Source organism: Actinomycetospora atypica (assembly GCF_042653685.1).
Taxonomy (GTDB): domain Bacteria; phylum Actinomycetota; class Actinomycetes; order Mycobacteriales; family Pseudonocardiaceae; genus Actinomycetospora; species Actinomycetospora atypica.
In genome coordinates this window covers 71968-97641 of the sequence record NZ_JBHSIV010000004.1, presented here as the reverse complement: position 1 = coordinate 97641, position 25674 = coordinate 71968, and the positions used below count along the sequence as shown (strand labels likewise).

Genomic DNA, 25674 nt, shown 5'->3' with positions numbered 1-25674 from the left:
GGTCGTTCTCGGGAGCCACATGCTGATGACGCTGCTGAACCTGGTGGTCACGTACCCGCGGTGGTTCTTCTGGACGTTGGTCGTGTCGGCCGGCGCCTTGGCGATGGCCAAGGTAGCCCGCCTCGACGTGGCTTTCGTGATGACGAGCACCGGGATCGTCTCGGCGTGGTTCTTCGTGGACTTCTGGGTGTCGACGGCGTACCAAACGTGGCTCGGTTACGACACCAGTCAGTTCGCGATGTCCATCCCATCCCTCGTGTCAGCCGTTGGCTCGATCGGGTTCTCGTTCGCCATGGTCTGCTTGATAGACGAGGGCGCGCGGGCCGCTGCGGTGGATTGGGTGTTGCCAGACGGAGCGGTGCACGCTGTCCGGGCGGTCCTGATGGCCGTCCTCGTCATCGCAGCGTTCTTCCCCGTCGTGAGGTCGTTCTCGGGCACCTCGTCGTTCACAGCTGTGGTCGCCGCTCGCGACCAGGTCCTCTTCCCGGGGTACGCCTCTCCCGGGCAGGTGGAGGACCGCTTCACGGTCGACTTCCTCCGCAAGGGAGCCCCGGTGTCCGAGATCCGCTGCTCCTACTTCGCGCCCAACCTCGGCGCCCCGCCGGTCTACAACTGCGATGCGACGTTACGCTTTTCTGACGGTTCCGTAGTGCACCACGACAACATTCAGAGCACTGGGCGTCCCGACGGCACCTTCAGCTGCGGGGACTACACCAGCGGAGTCAAGGAGCTCTGTTGACCACCGTGCCAGGAAGAAGGAGCCTGAGGATTAGCTTCGAGATTCACCAACGGGGCGCTCCGTGATCATCCCCGCATCCAGTGCCCACCGGCTTCCGCTGAATCGCAAGGAACGTTTCTACACCGGGACCGTCCTGCCCATGATCGTCGCTGCCGACAGCTTCGCTCATCTGAGGCGTTTCCTCGTTCTGTGCGGCGTGCCGGCTGATGTAGGACTCGAGGGCCTTCAGTTCTCTACCGAGTACAGCCTCGTCGAGTCGGTCAGGACGACCGAAGAACGAGCACTCTTCGCGCCTCTCCCGCAGGAGAAGGACACCCCCGATCTCGTGCTGGCCGGGCGCGGCTGGCTCCTCGTCGTCGAAGCGAAGATGTTCGACCAGCCCTCCCCTCGCGGGCTGGCTCAGCAGCTCCGTGCTCAGGGGCGCATCGTCGAATGTATGACGCGGGGCCTTCACATCCCGGCGCCGCTCGTGAGACACGTCGCCCTCCTCCCCGCCGCGTACCAGGTTGATGTGGACCTCGGCGTGCCGCTCGTGCGATGGGAGCAGGTCCTGGAGTCCTATCGCGACATCGGGCCGGCGTATTGGATCGGTGTGCTCGACGAAGCCCTTGGACGACATGCAGAGCTCGTGTCGCCCCCACGAAACTTCAGCCGCAACGCGGACGGCCACCTGACCGGCTCCGAGATCGCACGAGCATTTCGTGCTGGGACACTGGCCTACGGCTGGATGGGTCGAGAGGGCGGGCTCACCGGAGCCCCGCTGGGCCAGGAGCTCGAATCAGGTGAGTGGCGAACTCACCTCTATCAGGTGGCAATCGCCGATCCTGCCAATCGGAACTGGTTCGCAATCGCGGAGTTCGTGGGTCTGCTCGAGCAGCGCACGACTCGCTGACCCCGCCATCGCCTGGTCGATGACGTACGCGCCATTCGCCGGGCAGCTACGAAGGGGGCGGGCAGCGGCGTTCGTCGCTCATCCAGAGGAGAACATCCAGGACACGCAACAGCGCGACGCCTGATGGGACACCCTTGGCGGACTCTCGGGCGCGGCGAAGAACGTCGACCCGGCGAGGGTCCTCGCGGAGCAGGCCCTGCACCACCAGCCAGTGCTCCTGCGGCCCGCGAAGCCCGAGCTTTCCCCGAACGACGTCGTCGTAGACGGGTAGGAGCCGAGGACGCTTGCGGGCGAGAAGCTTCGACGTGGTGACCGGCCCGGCGCCCGGGGTGTCGCCGTTGGTGCGGAGGAAGGACCAGAGGTCGTCGGCGGGAGACCCGTGATCGACGAGGCCCACGCCTGCCTCGTGGAGATCGACGTCCGCTGGAATGGCGGTCAAGAGGCGGGTGATCTCGGCGGCCGACTCGTCGAGGAAGCGCAGCGTCGCGTGGGCGGGGACGTCGACGCTGAGCATGGACACAGCGACGATGTCGTCCGCGACGAGGTGGTTGGGAGGGTTGTCGCCGAGGTCGTCGAAGCGGGAGCCGGAGTAGAGGGGGCGACCGTGCGCTGTCCGCCTCCAATAGGTCTCGAGCGTCGCTCGGCACCATTCCTTGTGCAGCTCGGAGCCTTCTCCAGCGGCAGCCAACCATGACGGGATGCTCGACATGGCAGGACCGTAGGAGTGGGGACCGCAAGTGAGGCGGATCGTCCACCAGACGAGGGACCCATGCCCCAAGCCCCCTACAGGTCCCCGCGTCATCGTTGACTTTCGTAAGGTCGCCCCTCACGCATCCGCCGAGGGGGACTCGTCGATGCAGCCGATGATCGGGAGCAAGGTCAAGGAGCGGCACGCCACGAAGTGGCTCGCGGCCGTCACTCCGCGGCTCTACCCCGGGGAGGTCGTTACCGCGGTGTCGCGGACCAACATGCTCCGTCCGCAGTGCGACGCCGTCGTCGTCACCAACGCGCGGCTCGTCGCCTTCTTTGGCAGCGACGTCGAGACGACAGGTTTCAAGCGTGAGGTACTCGCCGACGCGATCGGGCGCGTGGACATCGTCAAGAAGACGTTCGGTGCGAACACCCTCGCGGTCACCAATCGCGGAGGCGCCGAGCTGAGCTTCGGGGACATTCCTGCTGCGGACCAAGAGATGGTGCTCGGAGTCGCCCGGCACCTGGGGCTGACGGGGGTCGCGCCACAGGTTCGTCAGGCCGTGGAGCACCAGGCCGTGGAGCACCAGGCCGAGCTCGACTTGCGCGCGCAGACGGCTTGGGGTGGCGTCGAGGTGATCGGCACCACGCCGAGCGACAAGGCATGGAAGGCGCTCAAGGACCACTGCTCCCTGGGCGAGGTGCCGTGGTTCGTCATCGGCTCGGGGACGGCGGGAGTCCTCGGTGCCTTCGCCGACCGGTTGTGATCGTCAAGGTCGGAGCGATGACGAGCATGATGGCCGGCTCATTCGGAGGGGGCCCGTGTGACGACATTCCCGTACGCCGAGATCACCGGCATCGAGTACAACGCAGGCATGCTCACGGGGGTGATCGAGGTTCTGACCCCGAGCTACAGCGGCGCGGCCAACGAGGACTACTGGCGAGGCACGAACAAGTCGCGCAACGCCGACGCCAGCGACCCCTGGACCCTGTCGAACACCTTGCCGCTGCCGCGGGATGTCTACCAGCGGGCGCTCCCACGGCTGAACGAGATGCGCGCTCGGATCGGCGAGGCGAAGCGGCCGACGGTCACGGCTCCGCAGGCGGTGACACAGTCCGCGCCGAGCATCGCCGACGAGCTCACGAAGCTGGCTGCTCTCCGGGACCAGGGTGTGCTCGAGGACCACGAGTTCCAGTCGGCCAAGCAGCGCATCCTGGCGCGTCACGGGCTCGGCTGAAGAGCAGCGTCTTCCACTTCAAGTGGCTGCAGCTCAGCCGCCCGGGAAGAAGTTCCCGAAGCCGCCGCCGGGGTCGCCGCCGCCGGGGTCGCCGCCGCCGCCGTCGCCTCCGCCGCCATCGCCTCCCCCTCCGCCACCGGCGTTCGGAGGGGCCGGCCCGGTGCTGATCGGCCCACCGGAGTTCGTGCCACTGCCACCACCACTGCCAGCACCGCCAGCTGCCGGAGCCCGGACTGGCGCGACGGGCGCGGGTGAGGCGGCCCGGGGGCGCGTCGTGGGAGCGGTCCGAGCCCGCGAGGTGGTCACCGCCTCGAGCTCAGGAGCGGCGGCGGTCACGGGCGGCGGCGTCGCGGCCGGGGGAGGAGGCACCGCGGGCGCGGAGGTCGAAGCGGCCGCCGGGGTGGGCGCGAGCTCGGCGGTCATCGGCCAGAACAGGGCCGCGAGGATCGCGAGCACGGCGACGCCGCCCCCGCACCAGGCGACGAGCACGCCGCGGGTCATGAGGTTCCTCCGGGGAGCGGGTCGGTCTGACGACTGGGCAGGTCAGCGCCAGCGGCCGGGACGACCTCGGCGTGGACCGACGGGTCGGCGTCAACCATGGGCGTGACGCCGTGGGCGACCCGGCCGGTGGTCACGAGCGGGACCTCCTGCCGCGGGGCACCCTCGATCGCGACCGCGGAGACCGGGGCCGACGCGTTCACGGTGTAACGGGCCCACGCCGTGCCACACCGGGCCGAGCCGCGGACCTCGAGCATCCCGATCGGCACCTCGAACCGACCCCGCTGCGCGGTGAGCACGCGGCTGGTGAGGGTGCGGGCGTCGTCGGAGCATCCTGAGGCAGTGGGGTCGGCGCCGATCAGCGACACGCGAGCTTCGGGCAGCGGGTCCACCGACGAACCGCCACTGCCGATCACGACGGTGACGGCGGCCGCCGCGACCCCGAGCGTGGCCACTGCGACCAGCCACGGCACTCGTCGGGAAGGCGTGGGGACCGACGCGGTGAGCGGAGCGGTCATCGTCGAGGGCATCGCGGTCGTCCGGAACGACTCCGGGTGCGAGCGGCGGGCCGGGGCGATGTCGGTCAGCGTCATGCGAATGACGCTAGGGAGATCGCGGGGCGGTCCCCATCCCCGAGCTCGGGGGTGGCCGTCATGCGTCCCACCACTGGGCCTCCTGCGCGCGCAGCCAGGCCTCGTCGTCGAGAAGGCGCAGGTCGGACCGGGTGATGGTGCCGGCGGCGAGGAGCAGGTCGACCATCACCGCGGGCGTGAGCCGGGCGCCGCGCTCGGCGAGTCCGCCGCGCACGAGCTTGACCCGCAGCGCCTTGAGGTGCTCATGGATGCGGCCGGTGAGCCGCTTGCGGGTGGCCTCGTCGTGGGCGAGGGCGTGCAGGAGGTGCCAGCTGTTGGTCGCCTCGAGCACGGCGCGGGTGAGCTGGGGGACCTCGGGGGGTGGGGCGGTGTCGGTCGCGTCGAGCAGGCGGTGCCGGCAGAGCATCAGTGCGGTGACGAACTCCTTGGTGCCGGTGCGCAGGCGGACCGGTTCGCGGGTGACGGTGCCGGCCGGGTCCATCGTCAGGACGACGGGCGCGGCGGCGACCGCGGTGACGGTCACGGAGAACGACGAGGCGCCCCACGCGGGTCCGCTGACGGTCGCGCTGCCCCGAGTGAGGACGTAGCCGGCGGACGGGCCGTCGTCGGTGGCCGGGGGCAGCCGGGACACGGCGCCGTCGGCGTCGACGACGAGCCCGTGGGTCCGGCTCAGGCACGTCAGCAGGGCGCCACCGGCCTGCAGGACGACCGCAAGTGCCCGGCGCGAAAGCCGGGCCTCGTCGGGAAAGGGCAGGTCGCAGGTCTCGTCGCGGCCCACGACGACGCGGCCGGTCACCTCGAGCGTGCGGCCGTCGGCGGCGCGGAGCCGGGGGAGGGCCATCGGCGGGGCGCTCATCGGCGGGCCGGGTCGAGCCGGCGCAGCAGCCACCAGGTGGCGGCCACGAACAGCGCGGTGACGACGACGAGGGCGCCCAGGTCGGCGAGCCAGGTGCCGGCGGTGTGGTCCCAGAGGGCGTCGGGCTGGTCGAAGGGGCGGGCGGCCGGTCCGGTGGGGATGCCGATCGTGCTCGCACCCGCGGCGAAGCCCCAGCGGGCGGGAACGAGCCAGGCGAGCTGGCCGAGGCCGGGACGGTCGCCGATCTGCATCAGCGCGCTGGAGAGGATGAACTGCAGCATCGCGAGCAGGACGAGCAGCGGCATCCCGCGGTCGGCGTTGTCGATCAGCGCCGAGACCGCGAGGCCGACCGCCATGCTCGCGACCGTCAGCAGCGCCAGGGTCACGACGATCTCCGTGACGCCCGATCCGAGGAGCACCGGTTGGTCCGGTGGTGGCCGGCCGATCGTGCCCAGGACGCCGAGGATCACGGCCTGGACCCCGACGATCACGCTGAGGACCACCAGCTTCGACGCCAGGTACGCGCCGCGGGACAGCCCGATCGCCCGTTCCCGACGATAGATCTCGCGTTCCTTCACCAGCTCGCGGATCGACGCGGCGCTCCCCATGAGAGCCGCGCCGACGACGAGGACCAGCCACAACAGGTGCGGCGCCCCCGCCGCGCCGCGGAGCTGCTCGGCCATCGACAGCCCGGCCTCCCCGGGTAGCGCGTGCGCAAGGACGCTCAGCACTAGCGGGAGCGCCGCCATGAAGATCAGGTACTGACGATCGGCGGCGATGACCGCAAGGTAGCGGCGGGCCAGGACCGAGAACTGTCGTCGGACCGACTGCTGACGGGCGGGGACCTTGCCGGCCGTGGTCTGGCGGCTCGGGTCTTGTTGCTGGCTTGATCGGCCGACGTAGCGGGCGTGCGCGGGGGACTGCCGGAACCGGTCGCCCCAGTCGTCGCGCTCGCCGAGCAGGAGGAAGACGTCGGCGAAGTCGGTCTTGCCGAAGTAGGCGAGGGCCTCGTCGGGCGGGCCGAAGAAGGCGACCTCGCCACCGGGAGCGAGGAGCAGCAGCCGGTCGCACAGGTCGAGGTTGGCGACGGAGTGGGTCACGACGACGACCGTCCGCCCGTCGTCGGCCAGCCCCCGCAAGGTGCGCATAACGGACTTGTCGAGGCCCGGGTCGAGCCCGGAGGTGGGCTCGTCGAGGAAGAGCAGAGATGGGCGGGTGAGGAGCTCGAGGGCGACGCTGGTGCGCTTGCGCTGCCCGCCGGAGAGGGTGTGGATGGCCTGGTCGGCCTGGTCCTTCAGGCCGAGTTCGTGGATGACCTCGTCGATGCGCTGGTCGCGCTCTTCTGCCGCCACGTCGTCGGGGAAGCGGAGCTCGGCGGCGAAGCGCAGGGCCCGCTTCACGGTGAGCTGCGGGTGGAGGATGTCGTCCTGCGGGACGAGACCGATGCGCTGCCGGAGCTCGTCGTAGTCGGCGTAGAGGTCGCGGCCTGCGTACTCCACGCGGCCCTCGTCGGCGGGCCGGAACCCGGTGAGAGCCCGGAGCAGGGTCGACTTGCCGGCGCCGGACGGCCCGACGACCGCGAGCAGGCTCTTCGACTCCAACCCGAAGCCGACGTGGTTGAGGAGCTGCTTGCCCTTCGGGGTCCGGACGACGAGGCCGTCGGCCCGGAACTCGACCGCACCGGTGTCGACGTACTCGACGAGCCGATCCCGCTCGAGGTGGAGCAGGGCGTGGCCGATGCCGACGACGTCGTCGGGTCCGAGGGGCTGTCGCTTGGTCCGGCTGCCGTTGACGAACGTGCCGTTGGAGCTGCCGAGGTCGACCAGCACCCAGCGCTCGCCCTCGCGGCGGAGCTCGGCGTGGAATCTGCTCGCCAGGAGGTCCCCGACGACGACGTCGTTGCGCTCGTCGCGGCCGATGGTGAGCGCGGCCGGGGTGGTGCGGAGGTCGTGGACCGCGGAAAACTTGCCCTGGCGCGACGACCGCTGGGCCGCCTCGGAGATGTAGGGCGTCCTGGGTGCCGGCGCGACCGGCGGGGTCGGGCGGGGAAGGGGTGGTGCTGCCTGCAGGTGGACCTGCGGAGCGCTGTTGCCCGTGCCGAGGGCGATGGTGAGGCGGCCTCTGACCGGCTCGGTCGAGATTCGGCGTCCGCCGCTGAACGTGCCGTTGCGGCTCTCGTCGCGGACCTCCCAGCCGCGCGGCCCGTGGGTCAGCGTCACGTGCTGGCGCGACACCTCCGGGCCGAGGACCTGCAGGTCACACGACTCGTCGCGGCCGAGGGTGAAGGGCTTGCCGGGGTGGACGAGGACGCGGCGGTCCTGGGTGCGGACCTCGAGGGGTGTGGCGGGAGCCGGGCGGGCGCGCTCGGCCGACTCGTCGAGCTGGGTCATCGACTTCCCTGTCGTGGATCCGTGTCCAACGGACACGGTTGCGGGAGGGCTCTCGCTCGTCAGCCGGCGGGGAAGAAGTCACCGAAAGGACCGCCGCCATAGCCGCCGTCGCCGCCCCCGCCGCCCCCGCCGCCATCACCACCACTGTCCGAGGGCGCGGAAGTAGGAGTAGCCGCCCCGCTGCCGGAGCCGATCGGGGGTTGAGCAGTAGTCGGCGCAGAGGCTCGAGCAGGAGGCATCGCTGGAGCGCCGGGCCCGACCGGGGCAGCGGATGCGGGCACGCGGGCGGCCACCGCTCCCTGCCCGGCCGCGGCTGCCACACGGGAACGGGTCGCGCCGCCGATCGTGCCACTTCCCGACGAACCAGACGCATCCTCCAGACCGTTAGGAGGAGGCGGAAGGTCGGGGTTGGCCGGGTCCGCGAGGGCAAGGAGCGGGGCGTCGACGGTGGAGTCGGTGCAGCTCGGGATGGACTGCCGATCGGGGACCCGGACGTAGAGCATGGAGACGAACAGGCCGTCGGTCGTCTTCAACCACGTCGCGGTGTTGACGTTGCCCTTCTGGACGACGTCGCCGGTCTGACCGCATTGCACAGCCAGACGCGAACCTCGGGCAGCGGTGTCCGCCGCGTTCGCCGGGTCGATCACCGTGGCAGAGCGGAGGTTCACGCCCGCGGCACCGACGTCGTAGACAATGCCCGTCCAGGTCATCGGGGCGGCGCTCGACGCGGTGATCGAGCCAGGGCCGGCCGCCCACCACATGACCGTGCTGAAGAGCAGGAACACCTGCAGGACGGCTGCGAGGCCGATCAGGGTCCAGCGGCCCGGCGGGGTCTTGGCTACCTCGCGGGCGTGACGCCACTGCGCGGACAGCCGCACCTTCAGCGGGACCGATACCTCGTCGACGGGCGGCTGCTCGCCCGATGGGTGCTGCGGCGTCGGGCGACCCTGCGGGGTGACGAGGGGGGATCGACGCGCGGGGCCGCTCGGCGGGCCGATCATCGGTCCCATCGGGGGCGGGCCGGAGCGGGGCGGAGGCAGGAGCGGGGAGCCGCCCTGAGTCGGAATGGCCGACTGCGGCGCCCGGGCGCGCAGGTCGGCAGCGCGCACCACGTCGGTGACGGGGTCGGGCGCCCCGTCGCTCATCCTCGTCATGCACGTCCCCCTCGCGCGGCCTCACCCCCGGCCGTGTGAAGGGATGATCGAGTGGGACCCCGAAACAGTTACGTGTTGTCGCCGTGTTCTTCCCGAGACTGGAACCGAGCCACGGAAGAGTGACTGAGCGACTACTCCGCGGTGATGTCGAAGGTGACCTGGTCGTCGTTCACGGTGGTCACCGACGCGCGGAGCTGCTGGGTGCGGCCGCCGTTGGAGACGGTGCAGACCACGGAGGCGCCCACCTGCGCGGGGAGGGAGTCGGGGCACGAGACCTGGCTCGCCGTGAGACCTGACTGCGCGACGATCTGCGCCTCGACCGTCGACGCCGGGACGGCCGGCGTGCGCAGGAGCAGGATCGCGGCCACGACGACGAGCACCGTCAGGGCCGCTCCGAGCGCGAGGGCGATCGTCCCGCGGCGCACGTCGCCGCCCCGTCGGGCGAGGAACCCGAGGACCGCGCCGACCGGCGGCACGACGACCGCGAGGACGAGAGCCACGACGCCGGCTGGCGCGCCGGAGCGGGCGGAAACCGGCGGCTCGGGGGCCTGGGGCACGACGGGGCGGGGGATCGGACCGGTGACGTCGGCACCCGGGCCGGGCGGGCGATCGTCGGGAAGGGGTCGGTGGGCCGGAGGTGCCGGGCGGGGCGGCGCCGGGGGCCGGAACGCAGCCGGCGGCGTGGTGCGCGGCGTCATCGGCTGGATGCGCGGCGGAGCGGGCCGCGCGGGGGCGGTCTCGAACGTCCGCTGCTCGGTGAGCGACTCGGCGGCCTTCGCGTCGCGCCGGATGACCTCCGCGGCGGCGATCGCGAGTGCGCCGGTCGTCGGGAAGCGCCCGGCCGCATCCTTCGCGAGGGCGGTGAGGACGACGTCGTCGAGCCCGGCGGGCAGCGAGACGAGGCTCGAGGGCCGGGGTGGGGTGTCGTTGAGGTGGCTGAGCATCACGGCCATGTGCTCGCCCACGAACGGCGGCCGTCCGGTGAGGGCCTCGAACAGCACGCAGCCGAGGGCGTAGACGTCGAGGCGCTGGTCGAACGGTGCGCCGCGCAGCTGCTCGGGGGCCATGTAGGCGGGGGTGCCGAGGGTCGAGCCGGTGGCCGTGAGGCGGGGCTGCTCGGTGGCCTCGCGGACGTGGACGATGCCGAAGTCGGCGAGGTAGACGAAGTCGCGGGCGGCGAGCAGGACGTTCGACGGCTTGACGTCGCGGTGCACGATCCCGGCCTGGTGCGCGGCGTCGAGGGCGTCGGCAACCTGCTCGATGATGTGGACGGCCCGCTCGGGGCTCAGGGCGCCGTCGGTCTGGATGAGGGCTCCGAGGTCGCGGCCGCGGACCAGGCGCATGTCGATGTACATGCGGCCGTCGATGACGCCGAAGTCGTGGATCGGGACGACGTGCGGGGAGTCGAGCCGGGCGGCGATGCGGGATTCGCGGCGGAAGCGCTCGCGGACGTCGGGGTCGTCCTGGTCCTCGCCGTGGAGGCGCTTGAGGGCGACGGTGCGCTCTCGGTGGGTGTCGAAGGCCTCGTGGACCTCGCCCATCCCGCCTTTGCCGAGCCGGGTGCCCACCCGGTACGGCCCGAAGAACTCCCCCGCCATCCACGCCCCATGTCGATCGGCCCCACGCTCGGGCGAGCATAGATCGGCGGCGCGCGCCGGCGGCTCGGTGGAGCCGCCAGCGCGGGCACGTCAGGAGCGGGTGAGTCAGCGGGCAGCCAAACGCGGGCATTGGGGTTCTGGTAGACGTTCACCCGGCTGCCAGCTGCCGTAGCCCGTTCAGCCGGTCGACTGCCGTGTCATCCGGGGCAAGGGTCACCCACAGTTGCAGGGACGGCTCGGCGAGGAGTGCCCGTGCTCGATGCATGGCGTCGCTGGTGGAGGCTCTGCTTCCGCGGGCAGGACCCGGGCTGTCCGAATCAGCCCAAGCCGCACACCACCAGGTCCGTCGCGGTACTCATGAGCACCGTAGGTGTTGCCATCGGGTTGCTCCTCGCGTTGTTGGAGATCGACCGGCTCATCGCCTCCATCCCTGACCAGTCGGCGAGGGTGGCGTCGCTGGGGGAGGTCACCGGGCCGATGGCCCTCTCCGTCGCCGATCGCTGGGCGCGATGGGCGCCTAATCCGGACGTCCCGGTGTCCGTGGCCGAGCTCGCGCGAATCTACGCATCGATCGACTTCGTCTTCATCGTGGCGTACGCGTTCGGCTTCTTCCTTCTCCTGCGTCGGGGCTGGCTGAGTCGAGTCGCCGTCGTCGCGCTCACGGTCGTCGTGACGGCCGACCTGGTCGAGAACGCCATCCTGCTCTGGGTGCTCGACCCGGACCTGAGCGATACGTCGGGACTCGTGCGGTACGCGATCGCCACCTCCGCGACGGTGAAGTGGGTCGCCCTGCTCTCCGCCGTCGTTGCCATCGTTCGGAACGAACGCACGCGCGCCGTGCTTGCTCGTGCCGCCCGCCTGGCCGGGACAGGGCTGCGATGGCAACGCGTGACGGCCGTGGCGCTCGCGCTCCTGGCCGTCCTTTCGCTCGTCCCCCTGGGGGATCTGTTCGATCAGCTTCCGGACGTACAGCGACAGTGGCTGGACAGCCTGCCCGGGCTAGCGCGTCAACTAGGCGCGGCCGCCTTGAGCACAGCGCTATTCACGGTGGCGGCGTTCTACGTCGGGCGTCGGCGCAGCGAACGCGCGCACAAGTTCTACGTCTCCCACGAGGAGTTGGACGAATCACCGCTCGTTGGATGGCTGGTCGTCCTGGCGCTCTTTGGGGCGGTCGGAGGCTCGGTTCTCGTCGCCGTCGGCGGAGATGGCCGATGGATCGACCACCGCCAGATCTGGACCTTCCTGAGCGTGGTCCTCGGCGCGGTGGTCGTCAGCGTGTTCTTTCGCTGTCTCGGGCCGAGGACTCAGAAGTGGGCTCCCCGCGTTGACATCTCGGCGGAGGAGGATGACGGGCGCGCACAGGCGGTCCGGTGGACCGGCGATGTACTGGCGATTGCCACCCTGGTTATCGGGTGCCTGTCGCTCGTGCGATCGATGACCGTCGTGCTCGTCCTACCGCCGACGGCAGAGGGGCGCTCGGGTTGGGCGACCGGGCTGGTCGTCGGAGCGGCGGCAGTGCTGGTCGTCGTTCCCTTCGTCTCCTTCAAGCTCATCGAGCGGGTCCAGGGCGCTGCTGTCCTCGATGTCACGGAGTACCGACCACGCAGCGGCAGGGTCGTCGACACAGCCGTCGGTCTCGTCGCGGTCGTCGTGGCACTCGCCTTCGCCTTGTTTCCGATCTGCCTCGGTGGTCTCATCGGCGTCACCGCGACCACAGGCATACTGCTGGCCGCCTGGATCGTCGTGCTCGGGCTGCTGGTCGTCCACACTCAGTACCACCAGCCGCTGGAGTTCTTCCGGTTCTTCCGGCTCCAGGCCACGCCGGTACTGACACTCCTGGTGGCGATCGGCATCGCGAACGCTTGGGCCGGGGGCGATCGTGATCTCCACGCCTTGCGTCTCACCGGGGGGACCGGGACGGAGCGGGTGCCGCCGCAGGTTCTCCTGGAGGACTGGGCACGCCGCTCCGTCCCCTGCGACCGGTTGGCAGCCGACCTCAAGGTGCGTCCCATGGTGCTCGTCGCGGCTGCGGGTGGAGGCATCCGGGCGTCCTACTGGACCGAAAACGCGTTACGGAGCCTTCGAATCGACCCGCTCCGGGCGATCGAGGCGGACTGCGCAGCCAATGCACCCGTCGTCTCGAGCGGGGTCAGTGGCGGATCCGTCGGGCTCACCCTCAGCCGCGGTCACGCCGCGGAACCCGAGGACGCGTCCACGGGCCTGTCGCAGCCGGACGCGCTCGCGGCGGCGACGGCCGGCCTCCTCGACGCGGATGCCGTCGGGAACCTGACCGGCCTGCGGGTCCCCTCCTACGCCCCCGACGGCACCTGGGACTGGCGCGATCGCGCGGCACTCATGGAGCAGGTCTGGGAGCGCGCCGCACCCGACCTCCTCCAGACCTACCCGGACGGCATCGGTGCACCGACCGGGGCCCTCGTCCTCAACTCGACCGACGCGATCTCCGGGTGCCGGGTACTGGTCAGCCAGGTCGCGTGGCCAGGGACCACCGGGACCGGTTGCGACGACACGAGCCCGCGGATCGGGGCGAGCGTCGACCTCGGAACCCTGCTCGCTTGCAGGACGGACCGTCCGCGGTGGTCGACCGCGGCGATGCTCTCGGCGCGGTTCCCCTTCGTCACGCCAGCTGGCCGGACCACGTCCTGCCCTGAGCAAGGCAAGGCCCCGCGCGCGCTCCAACTGGTCGACGGCGGGTACGCCGAGGGCAGTGGGCTCGGCACGTTGGCTGACATCGCTCCGACCGTGATGACGATTGTGCAGCGACACAACGCCGCAGTCCTCGGCGGAACCCTGCCCGGGCGCCTCGCCGGTGCCCCGAATAGCGTCATCGTCCCTGTGGTGGTGTTTCTCGATAACCACTTCGGTGGCGACGTGCTGGCGGAGGCGCCAACGGCCGCGGTCGAGGCGATCGTTCCGCTCGAGGGGCGCTCGGCCCTCGACGTCCAGGCGGGCCAGCAGGCCTGGCTCCAACGCCTGGCGATCGCCGTCGCGAATCCATGTGACGCGACCGAGGACGAACGCTGTCGCAGGGCCATCGCTGCCGTGCACGCGTCCAGCGGTGGGGTGGTGACCGTGGCGCCGTCCACCCAACCTGCGGTCGCCGCGCCCCTCGGGTGGGTTCTGTCAAATGACAGCCGGCACTACCTCGATTACGCGCTCCCGGCGTTCGATGCCACACGACCGGACGAGGCACGTCGGGGCCTCTCCTTTCTCCAGTCCCTGCTGCGCAACCAGCCCTAAGGCCAGGTACGCCATCGCGTTTCTCGACGAGGTACAGGGGGACTGCTCGACGCTCGCGCCCGTGTATGGCAGTCGCGTTCAGGTCAGCAGGCCGTTGAAGAACCTGAGAACGAAGACTGGGAATGGTGCGTCGAGCCCGTACCAATAGACGACCGTGGACGCTTGATCGTTCCCGCCGAGCTTCGAGTGCCGCGAGCCGGACGCACCCAGTGGTTGGCGGGCCACCTCGAGAGACCGCCGCGCTCGCGGCGGACCCCCGTCTCCCGGCGTGCCCTCGACCATCTGAACAGCGTCCCGCATGCGACCAGAATCGCGACGACGGCGCCGGTGACGGACGCGGTCCGATCTCCCTGCTCAAGATTCCGGGTGACGACTAGGAAGGTCCGCTTGCGCCGCCACCCGAGAGGCTGTGGACTGCCTGACGCTAGGGCGTGGGCTCGTGTACCCCTTTGCTGGGAGGGGCTGTGACGCCGGACCAGGCGCATGTCGGTGTACACGGAGCCTTCGACCAGCCTCAGTTCGCCCGGCGGACCTCCGCCGCCTCCACGTCGGCTCCTGCGACCAACCCGCGCTGACGCGGCTCCCCGCCGTGGCGCTCGTCTTCCTCCGAGGCCTTCCGACGAGCGTGGATCGTCTCGGCCACTTGCTCGGCTCCCTGCGATCCGAGCCCCCCTGCGCCCTTGCCGATCTCGTTCAATCCCTTGGTCACCGCAGCGTCAATCGACCCGGCAGTCGATTCCTTCGTCACGGGCCGGACGAGTTCTCCGCGCTCTTTCGCTTTTCCCGCGTCAGTGTTCCCGGCGAGCTCTCCGCTGACCTTGTGCGAGATCAAGCCGATCGACGCAATCGTGACCACGCCCGCGACGGTGGCCTCCCTCGCCAACGTCTTCAACCGGTCCAGACGGGGGTGGGTCGTGGCGGTGCCGTCGTCGCCCGCGTGGTCCTTGATCGGTGGTGTGGTGCGGTGCGGTGCCGATCGGCCGGAGTTACCTGCTCGGCCACGGGAGTCGAGCGCGCGGAGTTCGATTCCGGACCTCTCGTAGAGTCGATACCCATCAGTTCTCCTCGAGAAGGTGGCAGCTGAGGTGCAGCAGCCGGGCAAGTCCCGGGGCGTCCGCGCGAGTAACCGACCGGATGGCCAGCTCCATCGCTCGTGCGTCGGCCCCGGCGCCGACCTGCTCGACCGACTCACGGAGCAGGCTGCTCCCTGTGTCTCCGACCACCACTCGGTCGCCGCCGACCCGGAAGACCGGCTCGGCGTCCAGTTGGGCGAGACACCCCCCGGCCGTCGGGGCGTCGAGGTGGAGCTTCAGGTCCGACCACCGCGGGTCCGGGTCGACGGCCGTCTCGGCGGGGAGGGCGGCCAGCGATTCACGCACCCCGCTGTACCGGCAGGGACCTGCGGTCCAGTGCAGCGGGTCAGGGTCTTCGGGGGGTGGTTCCCCGAGACACCACGACGTCATCTCGTCGAGGACCCTGCCCTCGAGATCGGCGACGTCCACCCAGGGTCGGAGCTCCACCTGACGGGCGGCGACGGCCCGTTCGGCCAGATGGATCAGCATGCAGCCGATCCGCTCCTGGGGGACGTCGGCGAGGGCCCGCGCCACGCGCTCCGAGGGGGTCGGTACGGGGACGCCCTGCAGCAGGCTCATCACGATCGTCTCGCACCAGAGCACGAGGACGGGTGAGCGGGAATCGTGCTCGGCGTCGTTGATCTCCCGCGCGGAGCAGGGCGCCTCATGGCAGGTCCCGGGACACCACGGGCTGCGGCGGCCCGCCAGAGGCGCGTCGCTCCGGGCCCCCTCGGAGGTCTCCCGGCCCTCCCGTAGAGGGAACTGCACGAGGACGGGGTAGTCCATTCCGTCGGTGGCCGCGGCTGCCCTTCCGCGTGGAAGGGAGACGACGAGGCTTGAGGCCTGCTCGGACAAATTGATCGTCGCCCCCACCGCGGCACGGTCGTCAGCGGCAGGGAGCCGGTGCACGATCTTCACAGCCGTGTTCTTGAGAACGTCCGGCAGGATCTTCGACGGGATTTGCTCGACGACGGCAACGCCCTCGCCGTAGGCGCGGATCTCGGCAACGAGTGACGCGAACAGCTCCACCGCACCGGCGGCGGGCCCGTCCGCCACGTTCTTGAGCAACCGGTGTGCTTCCTCGATCACCAGTAGATGCCGCAACCGCGGTGAACTTCCCCGGACTCTCAGGTGCTCGACAAGTCGAATCAGGATCACCCCCATGAGGAAGGCCTTGTCCTGGTCGTTCGTGACACCGTCGAGCTCCAGTACGACGTGACGGTCGAGCAGCGTCGCGAGGTCGAGCGGATGCCCGCCGTCAAAGAATCGTCCCGGGGTCCCGGAACGCAGGCTCCCGATCCGGACGTCGACGAAGCCCTGCACGTTGGCGGCGACCTCGTCCCCGTAGCCGATCCGGGTAACGACCCGCCGCGCCGCCCTCTGCAGGTCCCCGAGCCGCGGGTAGCGGGGATGCGCCTGTCGTGGTGGATCGCTCCGCCTTACCGTCGGCGAGTGCGTGGGTCGGGGGGTTCCCGTCAGCAGGTCCCACCCGGCGTCGACGTACACGTCAGTGAGCGCCCGTCCCAGAACCTGGGGGAATGGATCGCTCACCTCGAAGGCGGCGAGGAAGAGGGCCCGCACCAGGTCTGCGTGCGCCTGCAGCGGGAATCCGGGCTCGGGCTCGAGCGGGTTGAGGCATGCCGGTGCTACGTCGGGGTCGCCGGGCCGGATGACGGTGACCCGATCCGGCCCCAGCCGTCCGGCCATCCGGGCGTACTCACCCTTCGCTGGTTCGACGACGAGCCAGGGAAGCGGGTCGACGGGATCGTTCGCGATCTCCTCGAGGACGGTCCGCATCGTCTGGGACTTGCCCGAGCCCGTCGCTCCGCAGATGAAGGCGTGCCGGTTGAGGCTGTCGCGGGAGACCGTGAAGGGCCCGGCCGCGCGCCTGGCCCGATCGAGCACCGCGCCGAGTGCCCACTCTGGGCCGGAGGTGGCCTCCGCCGTCACGTCGAACTCGGGCGCATCGACCGCTCGCACGCCCGGAATCTCCCTCGTCGGCGGCGGGGCGGTAGCGAGGAGGATGTCGGCACCGCAGGTGAAGGGCACGGTCGCCTCGCCCCGGAGGCGGGTCGACGCCCCGAGGCAGGAGTGCAGGTCCGTCACCTCGGTATCGGGCACCACCACAAACGGCTGCTCGTCGAGTTCGCTCGCCGAGGCCAGGACCGCGGCGTTCGCCCGGGCCTCAGCCGGGTTCCGCCCACCGGCTGCGATCCGGACCGACCACAGACCCGTCACCCGGGCCCGGACCAGGTCCCGGTACCGACCCTCCGCGCGCTGCAAGGCCACACGGTCCTTCTCCGAGTTGGTCTTCATCCGCAGGGCTGGGAAGAGCGACTCCAGGGCGACGATCTCGCGTTCGAGAGCGTCCGCGCTGACCGGCTCCGCGAGGACCAGCCAGACGAAGGGGTGGGGGAGGTGCGCCGCGTGGTCCTCGAACCCGCCACGCAGCGGGTCCGCGGTCCCCCGTCCGTCGATCGTCCAGAGTGCGTCGCCCGCGCCGCCGCACGCCACCCACGACGGGAACTTCCCCAGCTCGCGGTCCGCCTCGTCGACGTCGATCTGGCGCGCGCGAGCGCCGGGTGGGTAGAGCAGACCGCAACCATCATCGTCCGGCTCGGTCGGCGCATCGTCGACCAGCGGGAAGGACGGGGTCGCTCCCAAAACGACGCGGACGTCCTCGCCGTCCGGGCGCCACCATGCCAGGGCCAATTGCGCTGCGCGCTCGCCGGCGAGCGATGCGTGGGTGGCGGTGAGCGCGGCGAACAGTCGCGCGCGGATCCGCTCGGAATCTCGTGGTCCCGGATGCGACGGAGAGCGCGACGACTCCTCGGAGCGCGGGACTGAGGTGATGCGGTAGCAGTGCATACGGCCGAACGGCGTTGCCGAGAGCACGGTCCCCCCGGTGCTCGTTCCCGACGGATCGGGAGATCTCAGTAGACGGCGTTGACTATCAGGCAGTTCGAGCGGCAACGAACTAGGCCGAACGAAGGAAAGCGTTAGGCTGAACGTGTTGCTGTACCCCATGTTCCGCTAACGCCGCCCTCGTTCTCGCGACGACGCGTTGACTAGAACGGACGGGGCCCGACCACAACCGGGCCGAGCAGGTGGGGGAGCAGGGACGCGATGTCGGCAACGACGGACACTGGGCGGGTTCGAGGGTCGGCGATGTGGGCGCGGCCGCGTCACGACCTCGCCGTGCGGCTGGCGACGGCGCCGGAGCGGTGGGGCTGGGAGTTCGTGGAGCCGGCCGCTCCTGCGGCGTTCCCAGAGGCCGAGCCGCAGTGGTGCCAGCCCAGCGCCCCGGACCTCGGTGCACTGCACTACCGCTACGCGGAGGCACAGCGGCGGTTGGCCAAGCGTCTCATCGGGCCGGGCATCGCGGCGTTCTTCGGTTTCTGCTTCCTCTCCGGAGGCGGAGGTTTCTCCGTCTTCGGACTACTGCTCATCCTGATCGGAGGAGGTATCGGGGCCTTCGCGATCTACGGTGTCGCGCAGGCCAGGAAGGCGATCGATGATGCGCGGCGGGCGCACGACCAGTGGGCCGCGGGGCAGTTCCAGGCATACCAGCAGCACTGGTGGGGGTGGGACCGAGCGAGGGCAGAGTGGAACGCTGCGGAGCAGGCCCGCTACGAACGCGAGTACCTCCACTACCCACTGACGCTGTCCCGAGGCATGTCGCGCGTCGACGTCTTCGGCGGCGCGGGTGAGGGCTGGCAATGCCTGCTCACCACGGCCGGATGCACGGCGCTCGCCGAGGGCGAATCGATCCTGTGCCTCGACCTGACCGGCCGGGGAATCGCCGGACCACTGATGGATTATGCCGCCGCAGCGCAGCGGCCGGTCGGGCGTCTTGCCGCGCCAGGCACGTTCGCGGGCGGCGGCTTCCTCGACGAACTGGACGCTGACGCGCTCGCCGAGGTCCTCGCCGAAGCGGTGACCTCCGGGCGTCCGAAGCCCGAAGCATCGGCGATGCGCACGCTCGACGCCGGCCTGCTCCAGGCCGTCACCCGCAACCTCGACGGTCGGAAGACGTTCGCCCGCATCGTCGCGGGGCTCGACGTCCTGCGCTCCGTGCATGCCTCGGGGGAGCAGTCACCGCTCTCCGACGAGGAGTTCGGACGCCTCGCGGCTCAGGTTGACGTCGTGGTCGGACAGAGCGAGCGGGTCCGAGACGAGCTCCGGGCGCTCAGCGGCGAGTTCGCGCAGCTCGGTGGGGAGGCGGAGACGAACGAGCAGCAGACCGGGGCCCCGACCGGTATGTGGCCAGCGAGCGGCCTCACGGTGATCGACCTGGCCGACGCCTCGCAGCGGTGCCGCGACCTCACGGAGCGGGTCCTCGTCCAGCTCCTGATCCACCGTCTGGCTCGGATGCAGCGTGGGAGCGGTCCCAAGCGCATCGTCATCGTGGCGGGTGCGGACACGCTGGGCCGGGACTCCCTCGAGACCCTCTCCGACCGAGCCGGCGACGCGGGGGTTCGTCTCGTGCTGCTGTTCAAGCACCTCCGCGAGGATGCCCTCCAGCTCGTCGGCGGCGCCGACTCCGCAACGATCTTCATGCGTCTCGGGAACACCGCGGAGGCTGCTGCTGCCGCCGAACACATCGGCAAGGGCTACTCCTTCAAGCTCAGCCAGTTCTCCCGCCAGCTCGGGACGAACCGCTCGACGGCGATCTCGACCTCCGAGACGGACACCTGGAGCCGCGGCGAGTCGTGGAGCGACTCCCGCGGCGGCGGGTGGGGCCCTGGTGGGGGTTCGTCGCACAACGGCTCGAGCTACACCGTCTCGACCACGGAGGGAGGGTCGACGACCCGAGGTGTCACGCACACTCAGGGCGAGTCGCAGACTGACGGTCAGGTGATGCAGCGCTCCTACGAGTTCACCATGGAGCCCACCGAGTTCCAGACCCTGATGCCCAGCTGCTTCGTTCTGGTCGACCGTGGCCCGGGCGGGCGACGCGTGGTCGCGGGCGACTGCAACCCGGCGATGGCCGTTGCGATCCGCCTCAGCCCGAGCCCTCGGGTCGACCGATGAACGTCGGCCCCGTCCCGGTCTTCGTCGCGGCGCTGCTGCTCGGGCCAGTCCTTGCACTGCAGTTCGGGGCTGCGCTCTTCCTGGGGCTGACCCTCGTCCGGATCTTCTTCCGTGTCCTGGCGGGCCTACCCCCGCTGCGGTGGACCATCGTGCGGGTCATGGCCAGTGGGTACGGTCTCCTGCTGGCTGTCGCGATCTTCGGACTCCGCTCGCCGTCCCCGCCGACGCTGACGAATGCCGAGGGGACGGCGTTGCTGGCCGGCATAGTGATCTCGGGCGTCGCGTTCTTCGCGCTGCGTGTCTGGCTCGTGCGCCGCGCGGACGCCGCCCAGACCTCCGCGCGCGCCGCGCAGGCCGAGGCGGAGGCGGCGCGGAGGGGGTCCCTCGATCCCCGCCCGCCGTGGGCACACGAGGTCCCGCCCGTCGCACGACAGGGTTGGCCGGGCGGGGACCCCTTCCCCGGCTTCGGGCAGCCCGGTGCGTTCGATCAATCGGGACTTCGGAACGGCCGGTCCCGGTAATGAGCGCTGACAGCACCAGCAGGCCCGCCGACCAGGTGCGGCCACCTGAGCCGCCCACGGAGCCCCGTCGGCCCGATCCTGCGGAGCGCGCCGACACCGCGCCACGAGTTCCGGGGGACGGGAGCCTCCGCCCCACTGGCGACTTCCAGGGAAAGCTGGACGACTTTCGTACCGAGAAGGCCATTCGCTCGGATACGCCGCCTGGTGACGGCAGCCTGCGGCCCACGCGCGACGTCCAGTCAAAGCTCGACGCTTTCGCCACCGAGAAGGCGGCGAGAGCAGATGGTTCGCAGCCGACCGGCTCGCCGAAGCCCGCCGACGCGCCGCGCTCGGAACCTCAGGCCCGGCCGGACGTTCCGGAACCTCCGAACCGGCCGGACGTGCGGCAGTCGTCCGATGGTCCGGTGACGCCCGAGCCGTCGAGCCGGCCTGAGGTGCGGGAGCCGACGCGCGGGCCTGAGGTGCGGGAGCCGACGCGCGGGCCTGAGGTGCGGGAGCCGACGAGCGGGCCTGAGGTGCGGGAGCCGACGCGCGGGCCTGAGGTGCGGGAGCCGACGCGCGGACCTGAGGTGCGGGAGCCGACGAGCCGACCCGAGACACCGCAACCGGACGGGGCCGAGGATGCCGTACATGGGCGCCTCGAAGTGGTGGACCGGCCGTCGAACAGAGACCCGTCTGAGGTTTCCGTCGGTCCCGAACCGACCAGCTCGCCGGATCGGCCTCTGCAGAACCAGGCCGAGATGGGCGACCACGACAACAAATCGGCCGACACTCCCGCACCCGTCGTGAACGAGCACACGGCGGACGAGGACTCGTCCGGAGTTGGCTCGACGTCGGGCAACGAGGCTGACCAGAAGGTCGGAGACGTCCGAAACCAGAACCACGAGGCGGTTAGCAACTCGAGCGAGGAACAGGAAGAGGATCCGTCCGGGACTTCTGAACCGCGGTCGTCCACCTCCGACACCGTGGGCTCGTCGGATGGCTCGGGCACGCCCGGCTCATTCGATGGAAGGGACACCGGACCTGACAGGTTCACACCCGAGGGTCAGGGCGGTTCAGTCGAGAAGGAGGGTGAGACTGCGAAGCACCCGCGCCTGGAGGCTGCGAAGGACGTTGGCAAGGAATTCCTGAAGGCGGCAGTCTACGACGAAGTCGCGCGGAAACTCGGCGCTCCGATGCTGGCAGACGACCTTCGGGTCGCAGTCGAGACCACGGGACGGTACGAAGCCGGCAAGGTACTGAACGCGTTGGACCGACTCAGACATCGCGCTGGCGACCGTGACACGGGCGCGGCACTCTCCGCTGAACCGTTCTACCGACGAGTGACCATGACCCGGGACGATGTCAAGGAACGCGAGGGCAAGGTGGCTGCGGGTTTGGCGGACGGCACCATCGAGGACGGGGGCGAGGACGCCGCTCGGGAACAGATCACCGACGAAATCCTCGAGCAGAAGGCCCGCCACGGAGACTATTTCTCGGCGGAGCTGAAGGGCAGCCTCGAGGCGACAACAGGGCACTCACTCGCGCCGGACTGGTACGACGACCGCGGCGAGAGCCGCGTCTACGCTGTGACGCCTCTTTCTGATACCCCGTTTGCCGTTGGGACGACGGCACCTATCTTGCGAGATCACGGGTTCAGTAGCACTCACGTCGGAGGCGACGAGCAGGTGTTCGCGATGGTAGGAAGGGCGGACCCCGTCCGAGACCAATGGGACGTGCATCCAGTTGCTCTCACTCCTGATGAACACGCCCGTTACGTTGATCGCGGATTGTATTCAGAACCCGGTTACGACGAACGCGGCGACATCAAGGTCGTTCACGGTCATCGGGACGATCCGCGTGACGCCACGGTGACGGCTTTCAATCTGGAAGCGGGACAGAGCCCGTCACGCGACATGCTCGTCGGGGAGTGGTCGAAGTTTGCGGGCAACGTTGAGATGAGGCGTACCCGACCTGCGGGCGATTGACGGTTAGAGCACGTCGGACAGATGGCATGGATTGACCTAGACCCGCGCGCCCCATGCCGAGGCCGGTCGCGGGAGACGCGGGCGCTGTCAGCCATCCTTCTAGGTATGTGGTCCGCGGCTTCGTCCGTGTGCGCTAGGTACGGCTGACGCCGTTCTTCCGGTTCTGCGAATTGCGCGTGACGCACACGGTCGATCACCCTCAACGCCACCGAGTCGCGCTGCCGCGGGTGAGGACGTAGCCCGCGGACTGGCCGGAGGCAGCGGGGACACGGCGCCGTCGGCGTCGACGACGAACCCATGGGTCCGGCTCAAGCACATCAGCAGGGCGCCCCCGGTCTGCCCGACGACCGCGAGCCCCTGGCGCGCGAGCCGGGCCTCGTCGGGAAAGGGCAGGTGGCAGGACTCGTCGCGGCCCACGATGACGCGGCCGGTCACCTCGAGCGTGCGGCCGTCGACGGCGCGGAGCCGGGGGAGGGTCATTGGCGGGGCGCTCATTGGCGGGTCGGGTCGAGCCGGCGCAGCAGCCACCAGACCAAGAGGAAGCCCCAGGATGCGCCGACGTCTTCGGGATCGGCCACGCCCTGCTGCCCCTCGGCCATCGACAGGCTGGCCTCTCCGGTTGTGACGTGCGCGAGGGTGAAGCGGGCCCTGCGCTTCGCTGCCGAGCCACGCTTGTGCCACTGGCGACGAGTAAAGCGGGGTCGGCCTGTCCCGATTTCGGCTCTTGGACGACAGGAGCGCGCGGAGCCCACCCGGGGGTGGGCTCCGCGCGCGAAGCGGAAGGTGCGTCAGCGGGTTCGCGTCACGCCACCGACGGCGAGCTGCTGTACTGCCCGATGCGGAGCTCGATCTCCTGGAGTTCGTCCCGGTTCGGCACACGGATGATCCCGGCGTTGCGGCTCCGATAGGCCATCGAGCAGTACGACCACAGGCCCAGCGGGACGAGGACGAGGCTGACGAAGGCTGCGTAGAACGGCATGAGCAGCAGTGCGAAGTCGAGATCGCTCCAATGGAGGTAGAGCCCGAGCGCGATGTAGAGCACCACCATCGTCAAGAGCACCCAGTTCCCCCCGACGAGAGCGGTCCAGCGCAGCGGCAGCAGCAGGATCGTCAGGATCAGCCCGTAGCTCCAGAAGAACGGGTGGCGAAAGCCGAGCTTGGCGTTGACGACGAAGAGGCGGAACTCGCCGCCGGCCCAGGCGAGATGCTGGCGCCACCAGGCCCTGAAGGTCTCCGGGACGGCGGTGGGGACCTCGAACGGGACGTGGCCGACGGTGAAGTTCATGGCGTCGGCCAGGACGCCGAGCTCGACGTCGTTGCCCTGGAAGAACATCGAGTGCCGGGCCATGATCTCGCGCATCACCGTGGTGCGGCCCGCGTGGCAGGCGCCGGAGACCAACCAGGGCGCGACGATCCGCAGCCGCATCGCGAGCCGGTACTCGTAGGCCTGCAGGCGGGTGAGGATCGAGTTCTTCGCGTTCGAGGGCACGAGGCGCACTGAGGCCACGTCGAGACCGCGGGCGCTCATGGCACCGACGAGACGCTGCAGGGGTTCGACGGTGGTGGTGTCGGCGTCGATGCAGACCACGTACTGCTCGGTGAGGTGGGGCAGGACGTCGCGGATGACGGTGTCGCGGACGGTCCCGCCGGTGTCGCGCTTCCCCGCGGTGCCGGTCTTCACGGCGTCGGTGTAGAAGGTCCGGAAGCCGTGGGTGGATGCGATCGCCTGCAGGGCGGCATTGAATTCGTCGGTCTCGCGGGTGGTGGTGCACAGGACCACGCGGCTGCCGTAGTCGGCGAGAAAGTCGACGTTCTCGAGGTAGGCCACGCTGCCGTAGATCGGGACCAGGACCGCGAAGTCCTCCTCGGCGTAGGACCCGACGCCGATGGCGGCGGAGTGCTTGGAGCGCATGCCGCCGATGCTGTCGACGAGCATCCAGGCCAGGGGCAGGAAGAAGAGGGTGACGGCGAGCGCGAGGGTGGCGGCCAGGTTCATCAGGCCACCGCCAGAACCGGCGCGGGGGTGGAGATGCCGTCGGCCAGGGTCCAGAGCTGGTCCAGGACCTCGTCGGGGTCGATCGTGGTGGCGTTCTCGCAGAGCGCCACGACCTCGTCGAGGATGTCCGGTAGACCGTCGTGGCTCCGGTCGATGCGGGTGATCCGCGGGTGGGCGGTGGTGCTGACCACCTCGACGGAGTTGTCGACGAGCTTCTCGCGCAGCTTCTCCCCGGGTCGCAGGCCGGTGAACACGATCTCGGCGTCCGTACCGGTGGTCGCGAGGTAGCGCTGCACCAGGTCGACGATGGCGACCGGCTCGCCCATGTCCAGGACGTAGGTCTCGCCGGCCCGGGCGAGGACGGCGGCCTCGATCACCAACGCGGCCGCTTCCGGGATCGTCATGAAGTAGCGGGTGACCGCGGGATCCGTGATCGTGATCGGGAGGCCGGCGGTGACCTGGTAGTCCAGCGACTGCAGGAAGCTGCCCCGGCTGCCGAGGACGTTGCCGAAGCGGACCGACGCGACGCGGGTCTGCAGGCTGCTGTAGGCCGCCGCGACCTCCTCGGCGATCTTCTTCGTCGCACCGAGCACGCTGGTGGGGTCGGCCGCCTTGTCGGTGGAGACGTTCACGACGAGGCCGGCGCCGGCCGCGGTCGCGGCGGCGACGACGTTGTGGGTGCCGGCGACGTTGGCCTTGACCGCCTCGCTCGGGAAGCGCTCGAGCAGCGGCAGGTGCTTGTGGGCGGCGGCGTGGAACACCACGTCGGGGCGCAGCTTGCGCATGAGCCGGTGCATCGTGGAGCCGTTGCGGACGTCGGCGAGCACGACGTGGGGGTCGGTGAGCAGGCCGTGCCCGGTGAGCTCGAGCTGGAGCGCGTGCAGGGCGCCCTCGTCGTGGTCGACGAGGTACAGGTGGGTCGGGGCGAGTGTGCGGACCTGGCGGACGAGCTCGCTGCCGATGGACCCGCCGGCGCCGGTGACCAGCACGGTGCGGCCTTCGATCATGGCCCGGGCCTCGACGCCGTAGACGATCTCGGACTCGCGGCCGAGCAACGCCGACGCCAGGCCGAGCAGGCCCTGGCGGGCCCTCGGCTTCCTGACTGCGGACATACGTATCCCCCCGAAGGACGAATGGGTGAGTTCGACGGGGTTCGCGGTCAGGGTCGCCCGGCTGT

General features: G+C 70.3%; 19 protein-coding genes. 8 read left to right on the top strand and 11 right to left on the bottom strand.

Annotated features, from left to right (window positions below; genetic code table 11):
• Positions 1 to 25 precede the first annotated feature (25 nt).
• Positions 26 to 739: a hypothetical protein gene (locus ACFPBZ_RS05100; protein ID WP_378034928.1), complete on the top strand. Its 714-nt coding sequence runs from the start codon at positions 26 to 28 to the stop codon at positions 737 to 739.
• Positions 740 to 800: 61 nt separating this feature from the next.
• The gene (locus ACFPBZ_RS05095; protein ID WP_378034927.1) at positions 801 to 1631 is read left to right on the top strand and encodes a hypothetical protein; all 831 of its coding nucleotides are present in this window, start codon (positions 801 to 803) and stop codon (positions 1629 to 1631) included.
• A 46-nt stretch (positions 1632 to 1677) separates the two neighbouring features.
• Here the strand turns inward: ACFPBZ_RS05095 and ACFPBZ_RS05090 are convergent, their stop codons facing one another.
• On the bottom strand, positions 1678 to 2340 hold the full coding sequence (locus ACFPBZ_RS05090) for a DUF6308 family protein (protein WP_378034926.1): 663 nt from the start codon (positions 2338 to 2340) through the stop codon (positions 1678 to 1680).
• A gap of 145 nt (positions 2341 to 2485) precedes the next feature.
• Here ACFPBZ_RS05090 and ACFPBZ_RS05085 point away from each other — a divergent pair, with 145 nt between their 5' ends.
• Both ACFPBZ_RS05085 and ACFPBZ_RS05080 read left to right on the top strand, forming a co-directional pair.
• A complete protein-coding gene (locus ACFPBZ_RS05085; RefSeq protein ID WP_378034925.1) occupies positions 2486 to 3088 on the top strand; it encodes a hypothetical protein in 603 nt (200 codons plus the stop codon).
• A 57-nt stretch (positions 3089 to 3145) separates the two neighbouring features.
• On the top strand, positions 3146 to 3559 hold the full coding sequence (locus ACFPBZ_RS05080) for an SHOCT domain-containing protein (protein ID WP_378034924.1): 414 nt from the start codon (positions 3146 to 3148) through the stop codon (positions 3557 to 3559).
• 33 nt (positions 3560 to 3592) lie between these two features.
• Here the strand turns inward: ACFPBZ_RS05080 and ACFPBZ_RS05075 are convergent, their stop codons facing one another.
• The 6 genes from ACFPBZ_RS05075 to ACFPBZ_RS05050 all read right to left on the bottom strand — a co-directional run bounded on the left by ACFPBZ_RS05075 (position 3593) and on the right by ACFPBZ_RS05050 (position 10648).
• The gene (locus tag ACFPBZ_RS05075; protein WP_378034923.1) at positions 3593 to 4060 is read right to left on the bottom strand and encodes a hypothetical protein; all 468 of its coding nucleotides are present in this window, start codon (positions 4058 to 4060) and stop codon (positions 3593 to 3595) included.
• Positions 4057 to 4650 (bottom strand): DUF2690 domain-containing protein, encoded by a 594-nt coding sequence (locus ACFPBZ_RS05070; protein ID WP_378034922.1) that lies wholly within the window; start codon positions 4648 to 4650, stop codon positions 4057 to 4059. The genes ACFPBZ_RS05075 and ACFPBZ_RS05070 overlap by 4 nt, the downstream gene beginning before the upstream one ends.
• A 58-nt stretch (positions 4651 to 4708) precedes the next feature.
• The gene (locus ACFPBZ_RS05065; RefSeq protein WP_378034921.1) at positions 4709 to 5506 is read right to left on the bottom strand and encodes an FHA domain-containing protein; all 798 of its coding nucleotides are present in this window, start codon (positions 5504 to 5506) and stop codon (positions 4709 to 4711) included.
• Positions 5503 to 7896, bottom strand: coding sequence for an ATP-binding cassette domain-containing protein (locus ACFPBZ_RS05060; protein WP_378034920.1), 2394 nt, complete (start codon positions 7894 to 7896; stop codon positions 5503 to 5505). The genes ACFPBZ_RS05065 and ACFPBZ_RS05060 overlap by 4 nt, the downstream gene beginning before the upstream one ends.
• A 59-nt stretch (positions 7897 to 7955) precedes the next feature.
• Entirely contained in the window at positions 7956 to 9041 is a 1086-nt protein-coding gene (locus ACFPBZ_RS05055) for a hypothetical protein (RefSeq protein WP_378034919.1), read from the bottom strand.
• 140 nt (positions 9042 to 9181) lie between these two features.
• Positions 9182 to 10648, bottom strand: a complete 1467-nt coding sequence (locus ACFPBZ_RS05050) for a protein kinase domain-containing protein (RefSeq protein ID WP_378034918.1) — start codon at positions 10646 to 10648, stop codon at positions 9182 to 9184.
• 252 nt (positions 10649 to 10900) lie between these two features.
• Here ACFPBZ_RS05050 and ACFPBZ_RS05045 point away from each other — a divergent pair, with 252 nt between their 5' ends.
• Positions 10901 to 13906: a hypothetical protein gene (locus tag ACFPBZ_RS05045; RefSeq protein WP_378034917.1), complete on the top strand. Its 3006-nt coding sequence runs from the start codon at positions 10901 to 10903 to the stop codon at positions 13904 to 13906.
• Positions 13907 to 14420: 514 nt separating this feature from the next.
• On the opposite strand, the gene ACFPBZ_RS05040 is transcribed toward ACFPBZ_RS05045, so the two are convergent.
• Both ACFPBZ_RS05040 and ACFPBZ_RS05035 read right to left on the bottom strand, forming a co-directional pair.
• Positions 14421 to 14762: a hypothetical protein gene (locus tag ACFPBZ_RS05040; RefSeq protein ID WP_378034916.1), complete on the bottom strand. Its 342-nt coding sequence runs from the start codon at positions 14760 to 14762 to the stop codon at positions 14421 to 14423.
• A 199-nt stretch (positions 14763 to 14961) separates the two neighbouring features.
• Complete coding sequence (locus ACFPBZ_RS05035) at positions 14962 to 17874, bottom strand: ATP-binding protein (protein WP_378034915.1); 2913 nt, start codon at positions 17872 to 17874, stop codon at positions 14962 to 14964.
• 303 nt (positions 17875 to 18177) lie between these two features.
• Here ACFPBZ_RS05035 and ACFPBZ_RS05030 point away from each other — a divergent pair, with 303 nt between their 5' ends.
• The 3 genes from ACFPBZ_RS05030 to ACFPBZ_RS05020 all read left to right on the top strand — a co-directional run bounded on the left by ACFPBZ_RS05030 (position 18178) and on the right by ACFPBZ_RS05020 (position 22501).
• Positions 18178 to 20013 (top strand): hypothetical protein, encoded by a 1836-nt coding sequence (locus tag ACFPBZ_RS05030; RefSeq protein WP_378034914.1) that lies wholly within the window; start codon positions 18178 to 18180, stop codon positions 20011 to 20013.
• On the top strand, positions 20010 to 20534 hold the full coding sequence (locus ACFPBZ_RS05025; protein WP_378034913.1) for a hypothetical protein: 525 nt from the start codon (positions 20010 to 20012) through the stop codon (positions 20532 to 20534). The genes ACFPBZ_RS05030 and ACFPBZ_RS05025 overlap by 4 nt, the downstream gene beginning before the upstream one ends.
• A gap of 740 nt (positions 20535 to 21274) precedes the next feature.
• The gene (locus ACFPBZ_RS05020; protein ID WP_378034912.1) at positions 21275 to 22501 is read left to right on the top strand and encodes a hypothetical protein; all 1227 of its coding nucleotides are present in this window, start codon (positions 21275 to 21277) and stop codon (positions 22499 to 22501) included.
• 802 nt (positions 22502 to 23303) lie between these two features.
• On the opposite strand, the gene ACFPBZ_RS05015 is transcribed toward ACFPBZ_RS05020, so the two are convergent.
• Positions 23304 to 24497 carry a glycosyltransferase family 2 protein gene (locus tag ACFPBZ_RS05015; RefSeq protein ID WP_378034911.1) on the bottom strand — a complete coding sequence of 398 codons (1194 nt, stop codon included), beginning with the start codon at positions 24495 to 24497 and terminating at the stop codon, positions 23304 to 23306.
• Positions 24497 to 25609 (bottom strand): polysaccharide biosynthesis protein, encoded by a 1113-nt coding sequence (locus tag ACFPBZ_RS05010; RefSeq protein ID WP_378034910.1) that lies wholly within the window; start codon positions 25607 to 25609, stop codon positions 24497 to 24499. Before ACFPBZ_RS05010 ends, ACFPBZ_RS05015 begins: the two co-directional genes overlap by 1 nt.
• Between the last annotated feature and the right edge of the window lie 65 nt (positions 25610 to 25674).